Origin of the sequence: Providencia sp. PROV252 (assembly GCF_033676005.1) — a bacterium.
GTDB lineage: Bacteria > Pseudomonadota > Gammaproteobacteria > Enterobacterales > Enterobacteriaceae > Providencia > Providencia vermicola.
This window is the reverse complement of record NZ_CP096294.1, coordinates 1,932,047-1,948,305: the sequence shown is the minus strand read 5'-3', so window position 1 is coordinate 1,948,305 and position 16,259 is coordinate 1,932,047. Positions and strand designations below refer to the sequence as shown.

The window sequence follows — 16,259 nt, the reverse complement described above, 5'->3', positions numbered from 1 at the left end:
TATCTGTGCCCTAAAACATTGAGATTGATTATGCAATTAACCCAAGTTTTGTCGTTCGCTTTACCTGTTAAGGGCTTTATACGCCTCTTGCCACTCTCTTGCCTTCTATTAACTGCTTGTGTCACTACGTCACAAAATACCACGAAAGGCACAGGTTCAGCGTCTGATGCACAATGGAAAGCCCACCAGCAAGCATTGAACCAACTACGTGATTACCAAACACGCGGCTCGTTTGCGTATAATGGCGGCGAAACTAAAACGTATGCAAAATTTTTCTGGCAACAATATACACCAGAAAAATACCGTTTATTGTTGACTAACCCACTTGGCAGCCGTGAATTAGAGCTCACCGTTGAGCCCGATTTGGCACGTTTAACCACCAAGGATGGGCAAACTCACATGAGTGATGTACCTAGTGAGCTAATTTATCAACTGACTGGAATGGAAATCCCTCTAGATGACTTAACGGCTTGGTTAGTCGGCTCGCCAGGACGGGCAACGAATTTCACCTTAGATGAAAATCACTTATTGAAAAATGTGACGTTTGAACAAAATGGGGAAAAATGGGTGTTAGATTATATTTCTTATGATACTAAAACCTCACCTATGCTGCCAAATTACCTTGAACTACGCCAAGGTGGACGATTAATTAAACTGAAAATGGACAGCTGGACACTGAAAAAATGACATTAACCTGGCCTTCCCCCGCTAAATTAAATTTATTTTTGTATATTACTGGCCAGCGCCCCGATGGTTATCATGAATTACAAACACTGTTTCAATTTTTGGAGTATGGCGACGAAATCACAATAACAACACGCCATGATGACCAATTGAATTTGCTCACGCAAATGGCGGGCGTTCCCCCTGAAAAAAACTTGATTTTGCGGGCTGCAACATTATTACAACGCTATTGCCGTGAAACGCTCAACTGCACCAAGCCCCTTGGTGCTGATATCGCTATCGATAAAATTCTGCCTATGGGAGGAGGAATTGGTGGCGGTTCATCCAATGCTGCAACCACATTAATTGCGCTTAATGAGCACTGGAAAACACAAGTCTCCGATGAGGTTCTTGCTGAACTAGGCAAAACTCTCGGCGCGGATGTGCCTGTCTTTGTTCGAGGCCATGCAGCGTTCGCTGAAGGAATCGGTGAAATATTAACCAAAGCTTCCCCTCAAGAGAAATGGTATCTGGTTGCTCATCCCGGAATTGAAATATCAACCCCGATGATCTTCACAGATCCAAAATTAAATCGAAATTCTCCAAAACGCTCCCTAGCCGCATTATTACTGGCTCCGTACGCAAATGACTGCGAACCAATCGCAAGAAAACGTTTTCGTGAGGTTGAACAGCTTGTTTCTTGGCTGTTAGAATATGCTCCGTCTCGCCTAACAGGAACAGGCGCATGTGTTTTTTCTGAATTTGAAACACAAGCGGATGCCCTTAAGGTGTTAAATAAAGCCCCATCGTGGGTGCAAGGGTTCGTCGCTCGAGGCGTTAACGTATCCCCACTGCACAATTTCCGCGCTGGGATAACCCGTGTATTGCACCAATAAGTAATGAAACAACGCTCATTGCTCTTGGTCAACAATATCTCTCTGGACGCAAGCCTGAGGTTTTTCTCGTGCCCGATATGAAGCTTTTTGCTGGTAACGCTACACCGGAACTAGCACAACGTGTTGCTAACCGCCTTTACACTAATCTTGGAGACGCGGCTGTTGGTCGTTTTAGCGACGGCGAAGTCAGTGTTCAAATTAATGAAAATGTTCGCGGTGGTGATATTTTTATCATCCAGTCAACTTGTGCACCAACTAATGACAACTTAATGGAACTGGTTGTTATGGTCGATGCCCTGCGCCGTGCATCTGCTGGTCGTATTACCGCTGTTATCCCTTACTTCGGTTATGCAAGACAGGATCGTCGCGTACGTTCTGCCCGTGTACCAATCACCGCTAAAGTTGTTGCCGATTTTCTGTCCAGTGTTGGTGTTGACCGTGTTCTCACGGTTGACCTTCACGCAGAGCAGATCCAGGGCTTCTTTGATGTGCCTGTTGATAATGTATTCGGTAGCCCAATTCTTCTGGAAGATATGCTTCAGAAAAACTTGGAAAACCCAATCGTTGTATCTCCAGACATCGGCGGCGTGGTACGTGCTAGAGCTATCGCAAAACTCCTGAATGACACTGACATGGCAATCATTGATAAACGTCGCCCTCGTGCAAACGTTTCTCAAGTTATGCACATTATTGGTGATGTTTCAGGTCGTGATTGCATCTTAGTTGACGATATGATTGATACCGGTGGTACGCTGTGTAAAGCGGCTGAAGCGCTGAAAGAACGCGGTGCTAAACGTGTGTTCGCATACGCAACTCACCCGATTTTCTCAGGCAATGCTGTAGACAACATCAAAAATTCAGTCATTGATGAAGTCATTGTTTGTGACACTATTCCACTATCTCCTGAAATCAAAGCGCTGAGCAACGTTCGCACTTTGACCTTGTCAGGTATGCTGGCTGAAGCTATTCGTCGCATTAGCAACGAAGAGTCTATCTCAGCAATGTTCGAGCATTAATGCCCCTTTTGAGTAATTAATGTTTCAACGGTGATAGAATATCACAACTAAAAATTAAGCCCCTGCAGTTATCTGTAGGGGCTTTATGATTTTAGAGGGTTATAACGACAGATACCTATTTCTATGGCTATTTCCTACTCACACAACCTATACGCCATAAAAATAACCAACTTCTTTGAAAAGACAAACAAAACCTATGTAGCTAGGCGACTTCGCTATTAAAAGCACTGACTATCACCCAGCCATCTATCATCTATAATTATTACTAACTTAATTAATAAGAAGAATAATTATGGATAACGGTGATTATCTTTACGTGAGTAATGTTTTAAGACCCAATAGCGGTCAGCCACTTTTTCACGTCCACCGACTCTCGCTCCCACTAACCATACCATTGCACCCACGAAAATTCCGAAGAGTGAGCCGTTAGTGACAAGCTCTGATAGACCAAAGTTGATGACATGGGCAAATAGGTTAACACCAATACTTCCAATCATCATGACCATTCCTAACCCCATGAGAACATTACCAATTATATGAGCACTTTTCCGTTTCATATCTACCTCCAGTATCAGTGAACTGATAAGCAAGCAACTGTAAATAAATTCGGTGGTTCTTTATATTTATGTAAGAATTATAGTGCATTAAGTAAAATTTTTTGCGATAGGCATCACAAGGTACGAAGTTAACAATAATATCTAAACATAAAGTGCTTTTTATCAAAAAAACATAAAAAACGAATAGTCCATATGGCAACTATAATCATCGTGATGTTTTTTATCTGATTTTTGTACATCCTCCCCTTCACAAGGTAAACTAGGTGATTAATTCCATAAACTGACAGTGAAATAGTCGCCGTGAGCAAAATTAAATTAATTGTTGGCCTTGCAAATCCGGGGGCTGAATACGCACAAACCCGCCACAACGCAGGGGCATGGTATGTTGATTTACTGGCACAGCGCCACAATCAACCCCTAAAAGAAGAACCGAAATTTTTCGGCTATACCGCACGCATTAATCTTAGCGGTAATGATATCCGCTTATTGGTGCCAACCACCTTTATGAACCTCAGTGGAAAAGCCGTCGCGGCAATGGCGAACTTTTATCGTATTAACCTTGATGAAATTTTAGTTGCCCACGATGAGCTTGATATTCCACCTGGTGTAGCAAAAATGAAGCTTGGTGGTAGCAATGGGGGCCATAACGGGTTGAAAGACATTCAAAGCAAATTCGCCAATAACCCAAACTTTTACCGCTTACGCATCGGTATTGGCCATCCAGGCGATAAAAACAAGGTTGTTGGTTTCGTTTTAGGTAAGCCACCGCTGTCTGAGCAAAAACTGATTGATGATGCCATTGACGAAGCAGTAAGGTGTACTGACATTCTATTATCGGATGGAATGGACAAAGCGATAAACCGTTTACATAGCTTTAAAGCGTCTGCATAAGAGTTCATTTCATCAAAATCGACTTTTTGTGTATAATCAGCGCCAATTTCTAAACATTGGGTGCAGCACTCGCCTGCCCCTCGCTATTTAAGGTGAGAAACATATGGGTTTTAAATGCGGTATCGTTGGTCTGCCAAACGTGGGTAAATCCACATTATTTAATGCATTGACCAAAGCCGGCATCGAAGCAGCCAACTTCCCTTTCTGTACAATTGAACCAAACACGGGTGTTGTGCCAATGCCAGACCCACGTCTTGATCAATTAGCTGAAATTGTGAAGCCACAGCGAATTTTACCAACCACCATGGAATTCGTAGACATCGCAGGTTTGGTAAAAGGCGCATCTAAAGGCGAAGGTCTGGGTAACCAGTTCTTAACTAACATCCGTGAAACCGAAGCTATCGGCCACGTAGTGCGTTGTTTTGAAAACGACAATATCATCCACGTCGCTGGCCAAGTTAACCCAGCTGAAGATATTGATGTTATCAATACTGAATTAGCCTTGGCGGATCTTGATACCTGCGAACGTGCTATCCACCGCGTACAAAAACGCGCTAAAGGTGGCGATAAAGACGCAAAAGCTGAATTGGAAGCATTAGAAAAATGTCTGCCACATTTAGAGCAAGCTGGCATGCTGCGTACCTTGGATTTAACCACAGAAGATAAAGCAGCAATCCGCTATTTAAGCTTTTTAACGTTAAAACCAACCATGTATATCGCGAACGTCAACGAAGATGGTTTTGAAAATAACCCGTTCTTAGACAAAGTGTATGAAATTGCTCAAGCCGAAGGCTCTGTAGTTGTGCCTGTGTGCGCTGCTATCGAATCTGATATCGCTGAGTTAGATGACGAAGAACGCGACGAATTTATGGCAGATTTAGGCATCGAAGAGCCAGGCTTAAACCGTGTTATTCGTGCAGGTTATGAATTACTTAATCTGCAAACCTACTTCACTGCAGGTGTTAAAGAAGTTCGTGCATGGACTATCCCTGTGGGCGCAACTGCACCACAGGCGGCAGGCAAAATCCATACTGACTTTGAAAAAGGCTTTATTCGTGCTCAAACCATCGCATTTGATGATTTTATCCAATACCGTGGTGAGCAAGGTGCCAAAGAAGCAGGTAAAATGCGTGCTGAAGGGAAAGATTACATCGTTAAAGATGGCGATGTATTAAACTTCTTGTTTAATGTGTAGCCCTACAATCTAGTCCACACTGTTTTATAAAGTATCACACCATAATAAAACAGCATAAAAACTCATGGTATCAACTTGGTTTTATGCTGTTTTTTATCTCACTAAGTTTCATAAAAGCTCATAGTTAAATGAGTATGCAACTGAGTACAACTTATATTAACCTTGAAAAAACGATCGCTACTCAACACATCAAAACGATCATTTTATTAAAAGTCAGATTGGATATAAGAGAACATTCAAACCCACGACGAAGAAATGAAGGCTAATTATCAATTCAATAGATACAACTAAAAAAGCAATCACTCGCCAAAAACTGACTTTCTTTCGCAACAATGCAATAAGGGCAAAGAATATCCCCCCTGTAATTGCTGTTCTGATAATAAATAACCCAACCATCGGATAAAGAATAGAATATCCATTTAAAAAACCTCGTTCAAAAACTTCCGATATCATGAACGCAACAACAATTATTGGTACAACCCATCCCAGCCAAAATGTAACAGCAAGTGAGTACTGCCCTGTCATTAGTTTTTTAAAAACACAATAAATCCCTCATAATTTTTTATCTTAGCCGATTTTTACCGATGAATTACCAATTAACACCCCACTGCAGCTGACAGCATCACCTGTTCTAGCCGCAGGTTTGCCATCAATAAACACACTACTTTTTTTGGTCTTGTTCTAACTGACCGTTTAATTTATTGGCAATATCAGGAACTAAGTAAAATTTATAGTTGCCATTCATACGCCAACGGGTGCGAACAGTGCCAGCTCCATCCCCGACGGGATATTTTGGATCTTCACTGGTTTGTCTGGCTTCAAAGAAGCTGACAGTATTGCCGTGGTGGTAATAAACTTCCCCCATATCAGGGAGTGCTTTTTGCAGTGGAATAGTTGGCAATGTTGCCAATGTCCAACTAAACCCAAAAACTGTGCCCAATGGGCCGTATATATTAAATAGCCAGTTATCTATATTGGTATCGAATGGCACTCTGAACAATTCGCAATATTCAGAGCGTCTTAAATTGCCAGAGTCGTTTTGTTATACCTAACGGTGGTTATTTCCTATCTTCAATAATCATCGCTGCGGCACGTTCTGCAATCATAATAGTCGGTGCATTGGTATTACCGCTTGGAATTTCAGGCATTACGGAGCAATCTACAACACGTAAATGATCAATACCATGCACCCGCAACCGTAGATCAGTCACTGACGTTGTAGGGTCCGTTCCCATGCGACAGGTTCCTACAGGATGGTAAACTGTTTTACAGAAATTCCGCACAAACTCTTCAAGTTGGGCTTCATCATGGCGTACAGAGCTCGGAGGCATTAAAACCTCTTTGCTTAGCGCTTGTAATGAAGGGGAATCTAATACTTCCAGCCCAAATTTAACCGCACGCTTGCAACCTTCCATATCTTCAGGTAATGCAAGATAATTAGCGTGAATTTTTAGCGGTGCTTGTGGGTCTGCGCTACGTAATAAAACTTCACCACGTGACTTAGGCTGTAGGTACCCGACCTTTAAAGAGAACCCGTGGGCAGCTGGCAGAGGCTCACCAGGAACATCATCCCAACTGTCTAAAATCGGTAAAAAGTGAATTTGCACATCAGGGCGACCTTGGTTGCAGCTGTCTTTAAATGCAGCGCCTTCTAAAACGTTAGAGGTAAGTAACCCACTGCGAAATACCATCCACTCCACACCATGTTTAATCGCATTTAACCCTTGGTCTGCGCCAAATAAGCTTATCGGTTGCTTAGTGGTGACGTTAATTGACATATGTAGGTGGTCATGAAAATTTTTGCCAACGGGTAAGTTAGCAAGGGTATTAATACCAAGGGAAGACAGGTGCTCTTCAGGCCCTATCCCTGACAACATTAATAATTTTGCTGAGCCCATCGCGCCAGAACAGACCAACACTTCATGAGTGGCGATTGCCTCAATCTCATGGCCATTTTTCCCTTGATAGGCAACACCGACAGCACACCCATCACGAATGATAACCCGGTTCACTTGGGTACCAAGCTTTAATGTCAATTTATCACTCTTTTCCACTGATTTTAAATAGGTTTTTGATGTACTGGCTCTTTCTCCATTATGCGTTGTTGTCTGGTAAAAGCTGGTTCCTTGCTGGCTTTCTCCGTTAAGGTCATTGACATAAGGCAGGCCATGTTCTTGTGCTGCACGAATAAATGCCATTGATAATGGGTGGCGATATCGGTTTTCACTCACTGGGAGTGGGCCTTGCGTCCCATGATATTCCCCCGTCAGGCTTTCATTACGTTCCGCTTTTTTGAACCATGGCAATACATCCTCATATCCCCAACCTTCACAGCCGTAATTTAGCGCCCAATTATCATAATCTTGTTTTTGGCCTCGGATATAAATCATACCATTTACCGAGCTGCTTCCTCCCAATACTTTCCCTTGAGCAATTTGCATTTTGCGGTTGTTAGCATGAGGTTCCGGTTCAGTTTCATAAGGCCAGCTTTTTTGGGCGATAATTTTCGCCACACCTGCAGGCATACGAATAAATAGATGGTTATCACTGCCACCAGCTTCGATAAGCAATACGCGAGCTTGCGTTTCTTGAATTAAACGAGCTGCGAGCACACAGCCTGCTGAGCCCGCCCCGACAATAATATAGTCATACTTTTCTGTGCTCATTTCTCACCCTCATCAAATAAAAGAAACAATCTATTTTCATTTATTTAACAATAACGCTTTTGGTTTATTAATGTATGAACAATATTTTGCGTTTGTGATTTAAATCAAAAATAATTTCCTATGTAACTATTTTTCATTCTTAATACACCTTGTTTATTCAGGGAAAATTGTAATTTAAATAAACTTTTGAATTTCACTCACAACTCATTAATAAATGAATATATATGGCTATTTAACACGCAATTTGCGTCATAGAGAAATACCATTTTTTATGCCCACTGGCGTTATCAGCCAAAGCAAAGCTTAGTTGCAAGCTCATAAATGAGTGCTATAGTAGGCAATAATTTATATTCTATCGGTTTGAGGACGACCTCAAGCACGTATCAGCAACAGGGACGGCCCTTTCTTTATAGGTAAATATTATGGGTCACACCTGTTTCAATAGTCCACTCATCCCTTTAACGACTTGGGTTCGATTAGCCGGCTCTTGGTTAGTTGTCATTTTTTTCATGTTAAGGGGCGATGCGTTACTCAATGACAATCTCTCTGCATTGAGTGCAATTTGGATTTTTTTGCTGCTGTTTATAACAATACTCACCGCATCCTTCGGTGTGGTTAAAGAGGCCGACCACTTAGCTGAACAACTCGGTGAACCGTACGGGACGTTGATCCTCACCTTATCTATCGTGTTAATTGAGGTTATTCTTATCGCCTCTGTCCTGCTAGGACCCGGTGATTTTCCGACCATAGGGCGTGATTCCATATTCGCCGTGATGATGATCATCATGAACCTCGTTTTAGGCATATGTCTGCTAGCGGGGTCGGCTAAAAATGGCGAGCAAGAATACAATACTCAAGGGGCAAACAGTTACCTTTCAATGATTGTGTTGCTGACCAGTTTAGCCCTAGTATTACCCAATTATACTTCCTTCCAAGGGGAGTATTCCCATACGCAGGCAATAGGCATTTCGGGTCTCACTCTTCTAATCTATGGGGCATTTTTGTGGATGCAGATGCGTGGTCACCGTCGGTTTTTCATTCAACCCCCTAAAGGGTTTATGAATATTCCAGAACAATTTGATTTAACAGACAAAACTACCGAAAACAATTCGCCTCAATCAGGGGCAAATAAAAAAGTGATTATTATCCGTTCTTGTGTGTTAATTGGGTTGATCCTACCTATTGTGTTACTTGCACATTATTTAGCTATCGTGACTGATTACGGTATTAGTGCCTTAGGTGCGCCTGCTGCTGTAGGTGGTGTCCTGATTGCTATTATCGTGTTTACACCTGAGTCTATCACCGCCGTAAAAGCGGCAATGAATAACGAGATGCAACGCGCGATAAACCTTTGCCAAGGTGCTTTTGTCTCAACTGTTGGCTTAACTGTGCCAGCCGTATTAATTATAGGGATTATTACCGGTAAACAAGTCATCATGGGAATTTCTAATGCAGAAACAGCGTTATTCGCGATTACCATGTTGCTTACTATGCTTTCATTTAATGGGCAGAGAACATCGCCTATTCAAGGATGGATGCACCTTACAGTCTTTGCTGTATTCGGGCTTATTCTATTTTATCCCTGATTAATCGCTAAAGTTAAGGGCTTCTTGGGAAAGACCAAACTGGTATCAATCCGTTAATGTAAGCCCTTTTTTATCTCCTATTTATTCTTAACATATTCAAAGCCAAGTCGTGCCACGCTTGAGCTCGGCGGCTCTGCTGGTTATTTTTCAGCGTGGCTAAGGCTAAATCATAGGCAAGTATTGGCTCAATCACAGGGATAATCGATAACCCCGCTGAACTCGTTTTGCGCCACATACTATCTGGAAGCAGTGTTATCCCGACACCAGCCCTCACCATCGCGGTGACTAAATCAAGATGGCTACTGCGCCCTGAAATCACAGGCTTATGGCCATAAATTCCGCAGGCACTGATAACAAGCTCATTAATCCGGAAATCATCAGAAAAGAAAATAAATGGCTCATTAATTAATTCAACAAACTTGACGCTATCTCGCCTTGCCAAGGGGTGCTTCTCATTAACCAATAACATTAATCTATCTGTCGAAAAAATATCTAGATCAAAGCGCTCATCGTCAAATGGGAGCATGACAGCCGCGGTTTCTACCTCGCCATTTAACATGGCATCACGCATCTTCCGCGTTCCTAATTCCAGGATTTTTAACTCCACTTGGGGATAACGCAAGCTGAACGCCATAATGATGTCAGCAAAATAGGTTGAGGCAATCACTGGGGGTAACCCAACAGGTAAAACCCCCGTTAGTGGCCCTGATTTTTCTTTTAATGCCTGTTCCATACTTTTAAATTGCGCCAAAATTTGCTTTGCGTGAGCCAACAGAATCGTCCCTTCATCCGTCAACCTGACCCCTTCGTTCTCCCTGATTAACAAGGTATAACCCAGCTCATCCTCTAGCTTTTTAATACTGCGGCTAATGGCAGGTTGCGTCACAAACAGTTGTTCAGCAGCACGGCTAAACCCATTGAGTTGCACCACCTCAACAAAATAACGTAACGAACGAATATCCATATCTCACCTATGATTTTTAGTTATAGTTAGAATGATTATAAGTGATTTCCCATTCAGAAAAATATAGTCTAAAAATAATATTAAGCAACATTATAATCTAATGTAATTAATAGGAGTCAATATAATGAACCTGACCGTCATTGAATATGTTTTGAATCGTCTACAAGAAATCGGTATCAACGATATTTTTGGCGTCGCAGGGGATTACGCTTTCCCAATTGAAGACGCCGTGTGTGAAAATAAGTCGATGCGCTGGATTGGTAATTGTAACGAACTCAATGCCTCATATGCAGCCGATGGGTACGCTCGTATAAAGGGTGTCGCTGCACTTTCCACCACCTTTGGAGTTGGGGAGTTAAGCGCTTTAAATGGCATTGCTGGCGCTTATGCTGAACACTTACCTATTTTTCACCTCGTCGGCATGCCTGCCAGTGGTGTACAAAAAAATCATCGATTAGTCCACCACACATTGGGCAATGGTGACTTTAATGTATTTTACCAAATGAGCCAACATTTAAGCTGCGCTCATGCCGTTTTAACGCCTGAAAACTGCATCGCTGAAACTGAACGTTTAATCACAACCGCTTTACAAGAACGCCGCCCTGTCTACTTAGGCTTCCCTTCTGACTATGCCATTATGCCCGTTATGGCAGATAAAAATGTGGACAAACCCACTATTCCTAAAAGTAATAGTGGATCACTGTCTGCGGCAGTAACGGCTATCTTAGAGAAATTGAACGCATCCACTCAAGCCTGTTTTGTCCCAGGGATATTAACCGCACGTTTAGGCCTTGCACAGCAAGTGCAAACCCTGATTGATAAAACAGGGTTACCTTACACCACGATGTTTATGGATAAGGGCGTATTGAGCGAATCCAACCCAACTTATATTGGGCTCTATAATGGGCACTTAATGAACCCTAAAGTTGCCGATTTTGTCGAAAGCTGTGACTGTTTAGTCGGAATTGGCGCGGTATTAACTGACTTTAACTCAGGCAGTTTTACCGCAAAAATAAACAGTGAAAACCGTATTAATATTTTGTCAGACCACGTTATTGTCGGCTCTGCTGTTTATCCACAAGTCTATATGAATGATGTGCTTGACCAGTTGAATAAGCTTGCGCCTACGTTAAACCATAAAGTAATCCAAGCCGAAGGGTTAGGTTCCCCCCTCCTAAATGAACAAGATAAAATTACAGCCGAATATCTTTACCCTCGTCTCGAAAGCCTGTTCCGTGAAGACGATATCATTATTGCCGAAACAGGGACTGCATCAATGGGCTTAGGCTTTGCTTTGCTACCCAAAAATGCCCAGTTCCATAACCAAACCTTATGGGGATCGATTGGTTGGGCGACACCTGCCGCTTTTGGTGCTGCGATAGCCGAGCCCAATCGCCGTATCATTCTGGTCACTGGTGAGGGATCACACCAGCTTACCGCGCAAGAAATCAGTCAATTTGCCCGCTTTAATTTAAAACCGATAATTTTTGTGCTTAATAATGATGGCTATTTAATCGAAAGGTTACTTTGTAAAGATCCTGAGGCCTATTACAACGATTTGCCACAATGGAATTATGCGCAGTTGCCCCATGCATTAGGTTGCGAAGATTGGTATTGCCAACGCGTCAACAGCTGTCATGAGCTCGATGCTGCGATTAATATGGCACAATCTTCTGATCATGCGGCTTATATTGAAGTGGTGATGGACAGGTATGCATCTTCTGAATTAGCGAGAAAATTGGGTGAGTCCGTCAGTTCATTATATTCATTTTAAACATACTGGAATTGGCAGCGTGTTTCTCTTATCACCAAGCTGCCAATTTATTGTGCCCATTACTCAAATATCAAGCCCACATTTTCCCGTGCTTCGGTGAGAACTTTAGACACACTTAATGCTAATGCCAGTAATTCATCACTTTGCTGGCGTTTTTGTGACGCAACCTGATCGCGAAAATAAGCAAATTCATAAATCATATGGTTAATGGACTCATCGCGGATCACTGTTGAGGTTTCACCCTCGATGCACACCTCTACTTTTTGGCAAAGGCTTGGGGCGCCCTGCACTTGGATGTATCCTTTTGTACCTTGGATAATGAAAAAACCAGGGCTGGCTGAGTCTTTTGCCCCCACGCAAGACGCTGTTGCAGTCGCATACTGCGCCGTGAATATCCCTGACGTATCAATGCCATTAAACCCTCTGTTACATATATACCGGCTGTTATCAGGTTTACCCATTAATGCAACCAATAAATAAATGTTATAGAGGTTAATGTCATATAACGCCCCCCCCGCTTGTTTTGGGTCAAATGCCCCATGAACATGCCCTTGCAGGTAATCATTATAACGGCTTGAATATTGCGAATAGTTACCTTGAATGGCTTTTATTTCACCAATTTTACCCATGTTTTGTTTGATAATTGCAAATTCTGGTGTATGAATTGAAGTGATCGCTTCGAATAAGAAAAGATTTCGTTTCTGGGATAATAAAATTAATTCTTGCAGCTGTTCCCAGTGCGGCGTAAACGGTTTTTCGCAAATCACGTGTTTATTGGCCATCAGTGCTTGCTCAGTATACTGGTAATGCAAATGATTCGGCAGCCCAATATATACTGTGTCAACATCCTCATCCTGCAATAACACTTGGTAATCCGTATAAAGTTTCGCAATACCAAATTGCTGACAAAGTACTTTACCTTTTTCTTCACTTTCGGGCCTAACGCACAATGCAACTAATTCAATCTCTTGCATTGTTTTTAATGCATCGAGCGCCATCATAATTATTTTGCCTGAACCAATGAGTGCAAGTTTCATTTACGTTACCTGTCGCGAATAAAATCAGTTTTAATTTGTTCATTAATAACAAGACATGAGCAGACAATCAATGAATACTCACCTTTTATCAGCCTTACTTTTGATTCGTTGCGGGTATTCACTGCCCACTGCAAACTGTGTATATAAAAAATCAATAAACACTTTTATTTTACGGGGTAAATATTCTTTTTCTGGATAGACTACGTAAATATTATGATCAGGCAATTGATAATTCGTTAGTAATGGAATTAACGTATCATCCCCCTCTATCACTGTAATAAAATGCGGTAATAACGCGATGCCGATATCGGCTTTAACGGCTTGAATTAAGGCTTGGCTATTATTAACCCGCAATGAACCTTTCGGTACATGGCTAAATTTTTTCCCTTTTTGATAAAAAACCCACTCTTGCCCTGCTTGATAAAACGAATATGACAAGCAATTGTGTTCACGTAAATCCGCCACTTTAGTTGGTGTGCCAAACCGAGCTAAATAACCTTTTGAGGCATATAAGCCACTGGTGCAAGGGAATAATTTACGCGCTACAAGGGAGGAGTCAGGGAGTTCACCGATACGTACAGCAATATCGTACCCATCAGTAATCAAATCCGTCACTTTGTCATCAAAAAACAATTCAACATTAAGTTCAGGGTATAGCTGCATAAAGGCAGGAAGCATTTTAGCAAGGTGTAATGTGCCAAACGACATCGGTGCAGAAATTCGCAATGTCCCTGCAATTTTGTCACTAAATTGGGATGCGACATCTTTCGCCATCATTGCCAACTGATATGACTGGCGAATATAGCCTATATAAGCCTCCCCCGCCTCGGTTAAACTCACGGTTCGGGTGGTGCGATGAAACAATTTAACCCCTAACGTATCTTCAACCTCTTTGAGAGCCTTGCTGATCCCTGACTTGGTCATATTCAACGACTTTGCTGCTTTTGTCAGGCTTAAAGCATCCGCTACCGCAATCAAAATAGGAAATGCGCTCATATTATCCATTGATCAATCCACTTATTGTCAACCAAAAGCAAACAGTGTGTTTTCTTGATGCAAAACTAAAAACAGAATACCTTATCACCCTCGAAATACAAATTGATTTTATAAGATTCATCATCATGAATAATAAGTATATTTTATCATTAATGGCGCTGACATCAGGTGTCTTATTATCATTAATGATTATGGCAAACAGCTATTTATCGCTTTTTACCACACCGCTAACCGCTTCTTGGCTAACCCATGCGATTGGCTCAATATTTTCATTGATTATTTATCTGTTTTACGTAAAAAAACAGAAAAACAAAGCCTCCACGACTCGAGGTAAATTACTTTGGTATCTCGGAGGGATCCCAGGGGCTTTTACGGTACTGCTCGCCGCAATCACAGTAAATAGCCCGCTTTCGTTATCTGGCAGTATTATCTTGATGATCACTGGGCAAATATTATTCAGCTTGTTAGTCGATGCTTTTGGCTGGTTTGGCGTAACAAAGCGCAGGATCACCCATAACGATATTCTGATGTGTGTCTTACTAATCAGTGGCAGTAGCTTGTTAATTATCGGGAAATAATAAAAATGACACTCTATATTTTTATCGCATTATTCAATGGGGTATGCATCGTGATGAGTCGAACACTCAACGGAAAACTCGCTCAGCAACGCAACGCATTTTACAGTGCCTTAATTAATCATTTAATTGGTTTTTTATTCTTAACTGTCATTGTATTAGTCCTAAACCAATATCAATTTAACCTTACTGAAATTCCGTTAATTGCCTTTGTTGGAGGAATAATTGGCGCATTTTTTGTCGTCATCAATAGCTATGTTTTGCCATTGTTAGGGGTGATGTTAACGTCTGTATTCGTTATTTGTGGCCAAATGATATCAAGCTTAGTGATAGATACGGTTAATGGAATACAAAACCAAAATGCCTATTTGCAATTAATCGGGGTCGCTTTGATTATCGTGGGTGTTATGATCAATTTTACTAGGCAAACCAGATAATTGATATTTCGGGGCTATTTTGGCATCAATCATATTTTATTTGAGCGAATCGCCCTTAAATCACCTAAGTGTTTAAAATTAAAATAACCATTTGTTTTATTTAAAAATAAATAGCTATCCTTCCTAATTTTCTCGTATCCTCTATTTTAAAAACCCTAACTCACCTCACAATTTATTAACAACTCTCTTGAATCATTTTTTGTTATTCCCCATGCTAATTTTATTAAATAAACCAGTGGTTTACTGTACAAACCGATCGAGGTTGGCATGAAAGACAATATTGTGACGGCTGTTGATGACGCCCTTTTGCTCCTAATGTTATTAGGTGAGAAGGATAACCTTGGACTAAGCGAACTCTCCCGTTTATCGGGAATGAATAAATCGAAGGTTTACCGTTTGCTCTGCACTTTAGAAAACCGCCATTTCGTACAAAAAAATGATAACCCCGTTACTTATCATTTAGGCCATCAATTGTTAAGTTTAGGGAATTGTGCACGTCAACAAATTGACTACATCCAAGTGGCTGACATTGAAGCAGAACGGCTGCGCCAACGCTTCGATGAAAACATTCAATTGCGTATACGTGATAACGATGACGTCCTTCAAGTTTTACATAAGCCTTCAGGACAATCACTTCAAGTCCGTAGTGAAGCAGGCAACCGTCGTGCCCTCGGCTCTGGTGCATCAGGAAGAGTCTTACTTGCCTATTCACCTTTAGATGTGCAATCCCATTTTACCGAAAAAAACCCCTCTCTTATCCAAACATTGGCAGATATACATACTCGAGGCTTCGCCATTACGCGCGGGGAATTAACAGCAGGAATTGGTGCAATCGCTACGCCAATTTTTACGCAAAATGGGGATTGCATTGCAGCACTCAGTATCAGCCTCCCGCTTAGCCGTTTTTCTGATGACAAAGAAAAAGAAATGACGGAGCAACTTCTTCAGTCTGCTCTACGTATCTCAAGGCAACTCGGTTATATCCCTAATAATTAATACAATAAAA

Annotated in this window: 16 protein-coding genes and 1 pseudogene; 10 read left to right on the top strand and 7 right to left on the bottom strand. The window is 41.7% G+C overall.

The window, feature by feature from the left end; translation table 11 throughout:
* The first annotated feature begins 30 nt into the window (after nt 1-30).
* From lolB to prs, 3 genes are all read left to right on the top strand, one after another.
* On the top strand, nt 31-687 hold the full coding sequence (gene lolB / locus M1F05_RS08955) for a lipoprotein insertase outer membrane protein LolB (RefSeq protein WP_206084125.1): 657 nt from the start codon (nt 31-33) through the stop codon (nt 685-687).
* Entirely contained in the window at nt 684-1,559 is an 876-nt protein-coding gene (gene ispE, locus M1F05_RS08950; protein WP_206084124.1) for a 4-(cytidine 5'-diphospho)-2-C-methyl-D-erythritol kinase, read from the top strand. The genes lolB and ispE overlap by 4 nt, the downstream gene beginning before the upstream one ends.
* Nucleotides 1,560-1,627: 68 nt before the next feature.
* Nucleotides 1,628-2,575, top strand: coding sequence for a ribose-phosphate diphosphokinase (gene prs / locus M1F05_RS08945; RefSeq protein WP_004910604.1), 948 nt, complete (start codon nt 1,628-1,630; stop codon nt 2,573-2,575).
* Between the two features lie 290 nt (nt 2,576-2,865).
* Here prs and ychH read toward each other — a convergent pair whose 3' ends face one another.
* The gene (ychH, locus tag M1F05_RS08940) at nt 2,866-3,132 is read right to left on the bottom strand and encodes a stress-induced protein YchH (protein ID WP_206084123.1); all 267 of its coding nucleotides are present in this window, start codon (nt 3,130-3,132) and stop codon (nt 2,866-2,868) included.
* A gap of 300 nt (nt 3,133-3,432) precedes the next feature.
* On the opposite strand from ychH, the gene pth reads away from it, so the two are divergent.
* Both pth and ychF read left to right on the top strand, forming a co-directional pair.
* Nucleotides 3,433-4,023, top strand: a complete 591-nt coding sequence (pth, locus tag M1F05_RS08935; RefSeq protein ID WP_206084122.1) for an aminoacyl-tRNA hydrolase — start codon at nt 3,433-3,435, stop codon at nt 4,021-4,023.
* A gap of 103 nt (nt 4,024-4,126) precedes the next feature.
* Complete coding sequence (gene ychF / locus M1F05_RS08930; protein ID WP_206084121.1) at nt 4,127-5,218, top strand: redox-regulated ATPase YchF; 1,092 nt, start codon at nt 4,127-4,129, stop codon at nt 5,216-5,218.
* A 567-nt stretch (nt 5,219-5,785) separates the two neighbouring features.
* Here ychF and M1F05_RS08925 read toward each other — a convergent pair.
* From M1F05_RS08925 to M1F05_RS08915, 3 genes and pseudogenes are all read right to left on the bottom strand, one after another.
* Nucleotides 5,786-5,884, bottom strand: a pseudogene (locus tag M1F05_RS08925) (PAAR domain-containing protein); the annotation flags it as partial.
* Nucleotides 5,880-6,209, bottom strand: coding sequence for a hypothetical protein (locus M1F05_RS08920; RefSeq protein ID WP_241016835.1), 330 nt, complete (start codon nt 6,207-6,209; stop codon nt 5,880-5,882). The gene M1F05_RS08920 and the pseudogene M1F05_RS08925, both read right to left, overlap by 5 nt.
* A 67-nt stretch (nt 6,210-6,276) precedes the next feature.
* Nucleotides 6,277-7,884: a GMC family oxidoreductase gene (locus M1F05_RS08915; RefSeq protein WP_206084120.1), complete on the bottom strand. Its 1,608-nt coding sequence runs from the start codon at nt 7,882-7,884 to the stop codon at nt 6,277-6,279.
* Nucleotides 7,885-8,306: 422 nt separating this feature from the next.
* On the opposite strand from M1F05_RS08915, the gene M1F05_RS08910 reads away from it, so the two are divergent.
* Nucleotides 8,307-9,470, top strand: coding sequence for a calcium:proton antiporter (locus M1F05_RS08910; protein WP_206084119.1), 1,164 nt, complete (start codon nt 8,307-8,309; stop codon nt 9,468-9,470).
* 70 nt (nt 9,471-9,540) lie between these two features.
* Here the strand turns inward: M1F05_RS08910 and M1F05_RS08905 are convergent, their stop codons facing one another.
* Nucleotides 9,541-10,434, bottom strand: a complete 894-nt coding sequence (locus tag M1F05_RS08905) for a LysR family transcriptional regulator (RefSeq protein WP_206084118.1) — start codon at nt 10,432-10,434, stop codon at nt 9,541-9,543.
* Nucleotides 10,435-10,558: 124 nt separating this feature from the next.
* Between M1F05_RS08905 and M1F05_RS08900 the strand changes: the two genes are divergently transcribed.
* Nucleotides 10,559-12,208, top strand: coding sequence for an alpha-keto acid decarboxylase family protein (locus tag M1F05_RS08900; protein WP_206084117.1), 1,650 nt, complete (start codon nt 10,559-10,561; stop codon nt 12,206-12,208).
* Between the two features lie 59 nt (nt 12,209-12,267).
* Here M1F05_RS08900 and M1F05_RS08895 read toward each other — a convergent pair whose 3' ends face one another.
* Together M1F05_RS08895 and M1F05_RS08890 are read right to left on the bottom strand one after the other, a co-directional pair.
* Nucleotides 12,268-13,245 carry a Gfo/Idh/MocA family protein gene (locus M1F05_RS08895; RefSeq protein ID WP_206084116.1) on the bottom strand — a complete coding sequence of 326 codons (978 nt, stop codon included), beginning with the start codon at nt 13,243-13,245 and terminating at the stop codon, nt 12,268-12,270.
* A gap of 78 nt (nt 13,246-13,323) precedes the next feature.
* Nucleotides 13,324-14,250, bottom strand: coding sequence for a LysR family transcriptional regulator (locus tag M1F05_RS08890; RefSeq protein WP_206084115.1), 927 nt, complete (start codon nt 14,248-14,250; stop codon nt 13,324-13,326).
* Nucleotides 14,251-14,366: 116 nt separating this feature from the next.
* Between M1F05_RS08890 and M1F05_RS08885 the strand changes: the two genes are divergently transcribed.
* The 3 genes from M1F05_RS08885 (at nt 14,367) to M1F05_RS08875 (ending at nt 16,249) form a co-directional block, all read left to right on the top strand.
* A complete protein-coding gene (locus M1F05_RS08885; protein ID WP_206084114.1) occupies nt 14,367-14,819 on the top strand; it encodes a DMT family transporter in 453 nt (150 codons plus the stop codon).
* Between the two features lie 5 nt (nt 14,820-14,824).
* Nucleotides 14,825-15,253 carry a DMT family transporter gene (locus tag M1F05_RS08880; RefSeq protein WP_206084113.1) on the top strand — a complete coding sequence of 143 codons (429 nt, stop codon included), beginning with the start codon at nt 14,825-14,827 and terminating at the stop codon, nt 15,251-15,253.
* Nucleotides 15,254-15,520: 267 nt separating this feature from the next.
* Nucleotides 15,521-16,249: an IclR family transcriptional regulator gene (locus M1F05_RS08875; protein WP_206084112.1), complete on the top strand. Its 729-nt coding sequence runs from the start codon at nt 15,521-15,523 to the stop codon at nt 16,247-16,249.
* Nucleotides 16,250-16,259: the final 10 nt, after the last annotated feature.

Coding starts and splice junctions, on each gene's coding strand:
- M1F05_RS08900 (WP_206084117.1), top strand. CDS start 10,559: ATGAACCTGACCGTCATTGAATATGTTTTGAATCGTCTACAAGAAATC.
- M1F05_RS08905 (WP_206084118.1), bottom strand. CDS start 10,434: ATGGATATTCGTTCGTTACGTTATTTTGTTGAGGTGGTGCAACTCAAT.
- M1F05_RS08910 (WP_206084119.1), top strand. CDS start 8,307: ATGGGTCACACCTGTTTCAATAGTCCACTCATCCCTTTAACGACTTGG.
- M1F05_RS08890 (WP_206084115.1), bottom strand. CDS start 14,250: ATGGATAATATGAGCGCATTTCCTATTTTGATTGCGGTAGCGGATGCT.
- ychF (WP_206084121.1), top strand. CDS start 4,127: ATGGGTTTTAAATGCGGTATCGTTGGTCTGCCAAACGTGGGTAAATCC.
- ispE (WP_206084124.1), top strand. CDS start 684: ATGACATTAACCTGGCCTTCCCCCGCTAAATTAAATTTATTTTTGTAT.
- lolB (WP_206084125.1), top strand. CDS start 31: ATGCAATTAACCCAAGTTTTGTCGTTCGCTTTACCTGTTAAGGGCTTT.
- M1F05_RS08885 (WP_206084114.1), top strand. CDS start 14,367: ATGAATAATAAGTATATTTTATCATTAATGGCGCTGACATCAGGTGTC.
- M1F05_RS08880 (WP_206084113.1), top strand. CDS start 14,825: ATGACACTCTATATTTTTATCGCATTATTCAATGGGGTATGCATCGTG.
- M1F05_RS08875 (WP_206084112.1), top strand. CDS start 15,521: ATGAAAGACAATATTGTGACGGCTGTTGATGACGCCCTTTTGCTCCTA.
- M1F05_RS08895 (WP_206084116.1), bottom strand. CDS start 13,245: ATGAAACTTGCACTCATTGGTTCAGGCAAAATAATTATGATGGCGCTC.
- M1F05_RS08915 (WP_206084120.1), bottom strand. CDS start 7,884: ATGAGCACAGAAAAGTATGACTATATTATTGTCGGGGCGGGCTCAGCA.
- ychH (WP_206084123.1), bottom strand. CDS start 3,132: ATGAAACGGAAAAGTGCTCATATAATTGGTAATGTTCTCATGGGGTTA.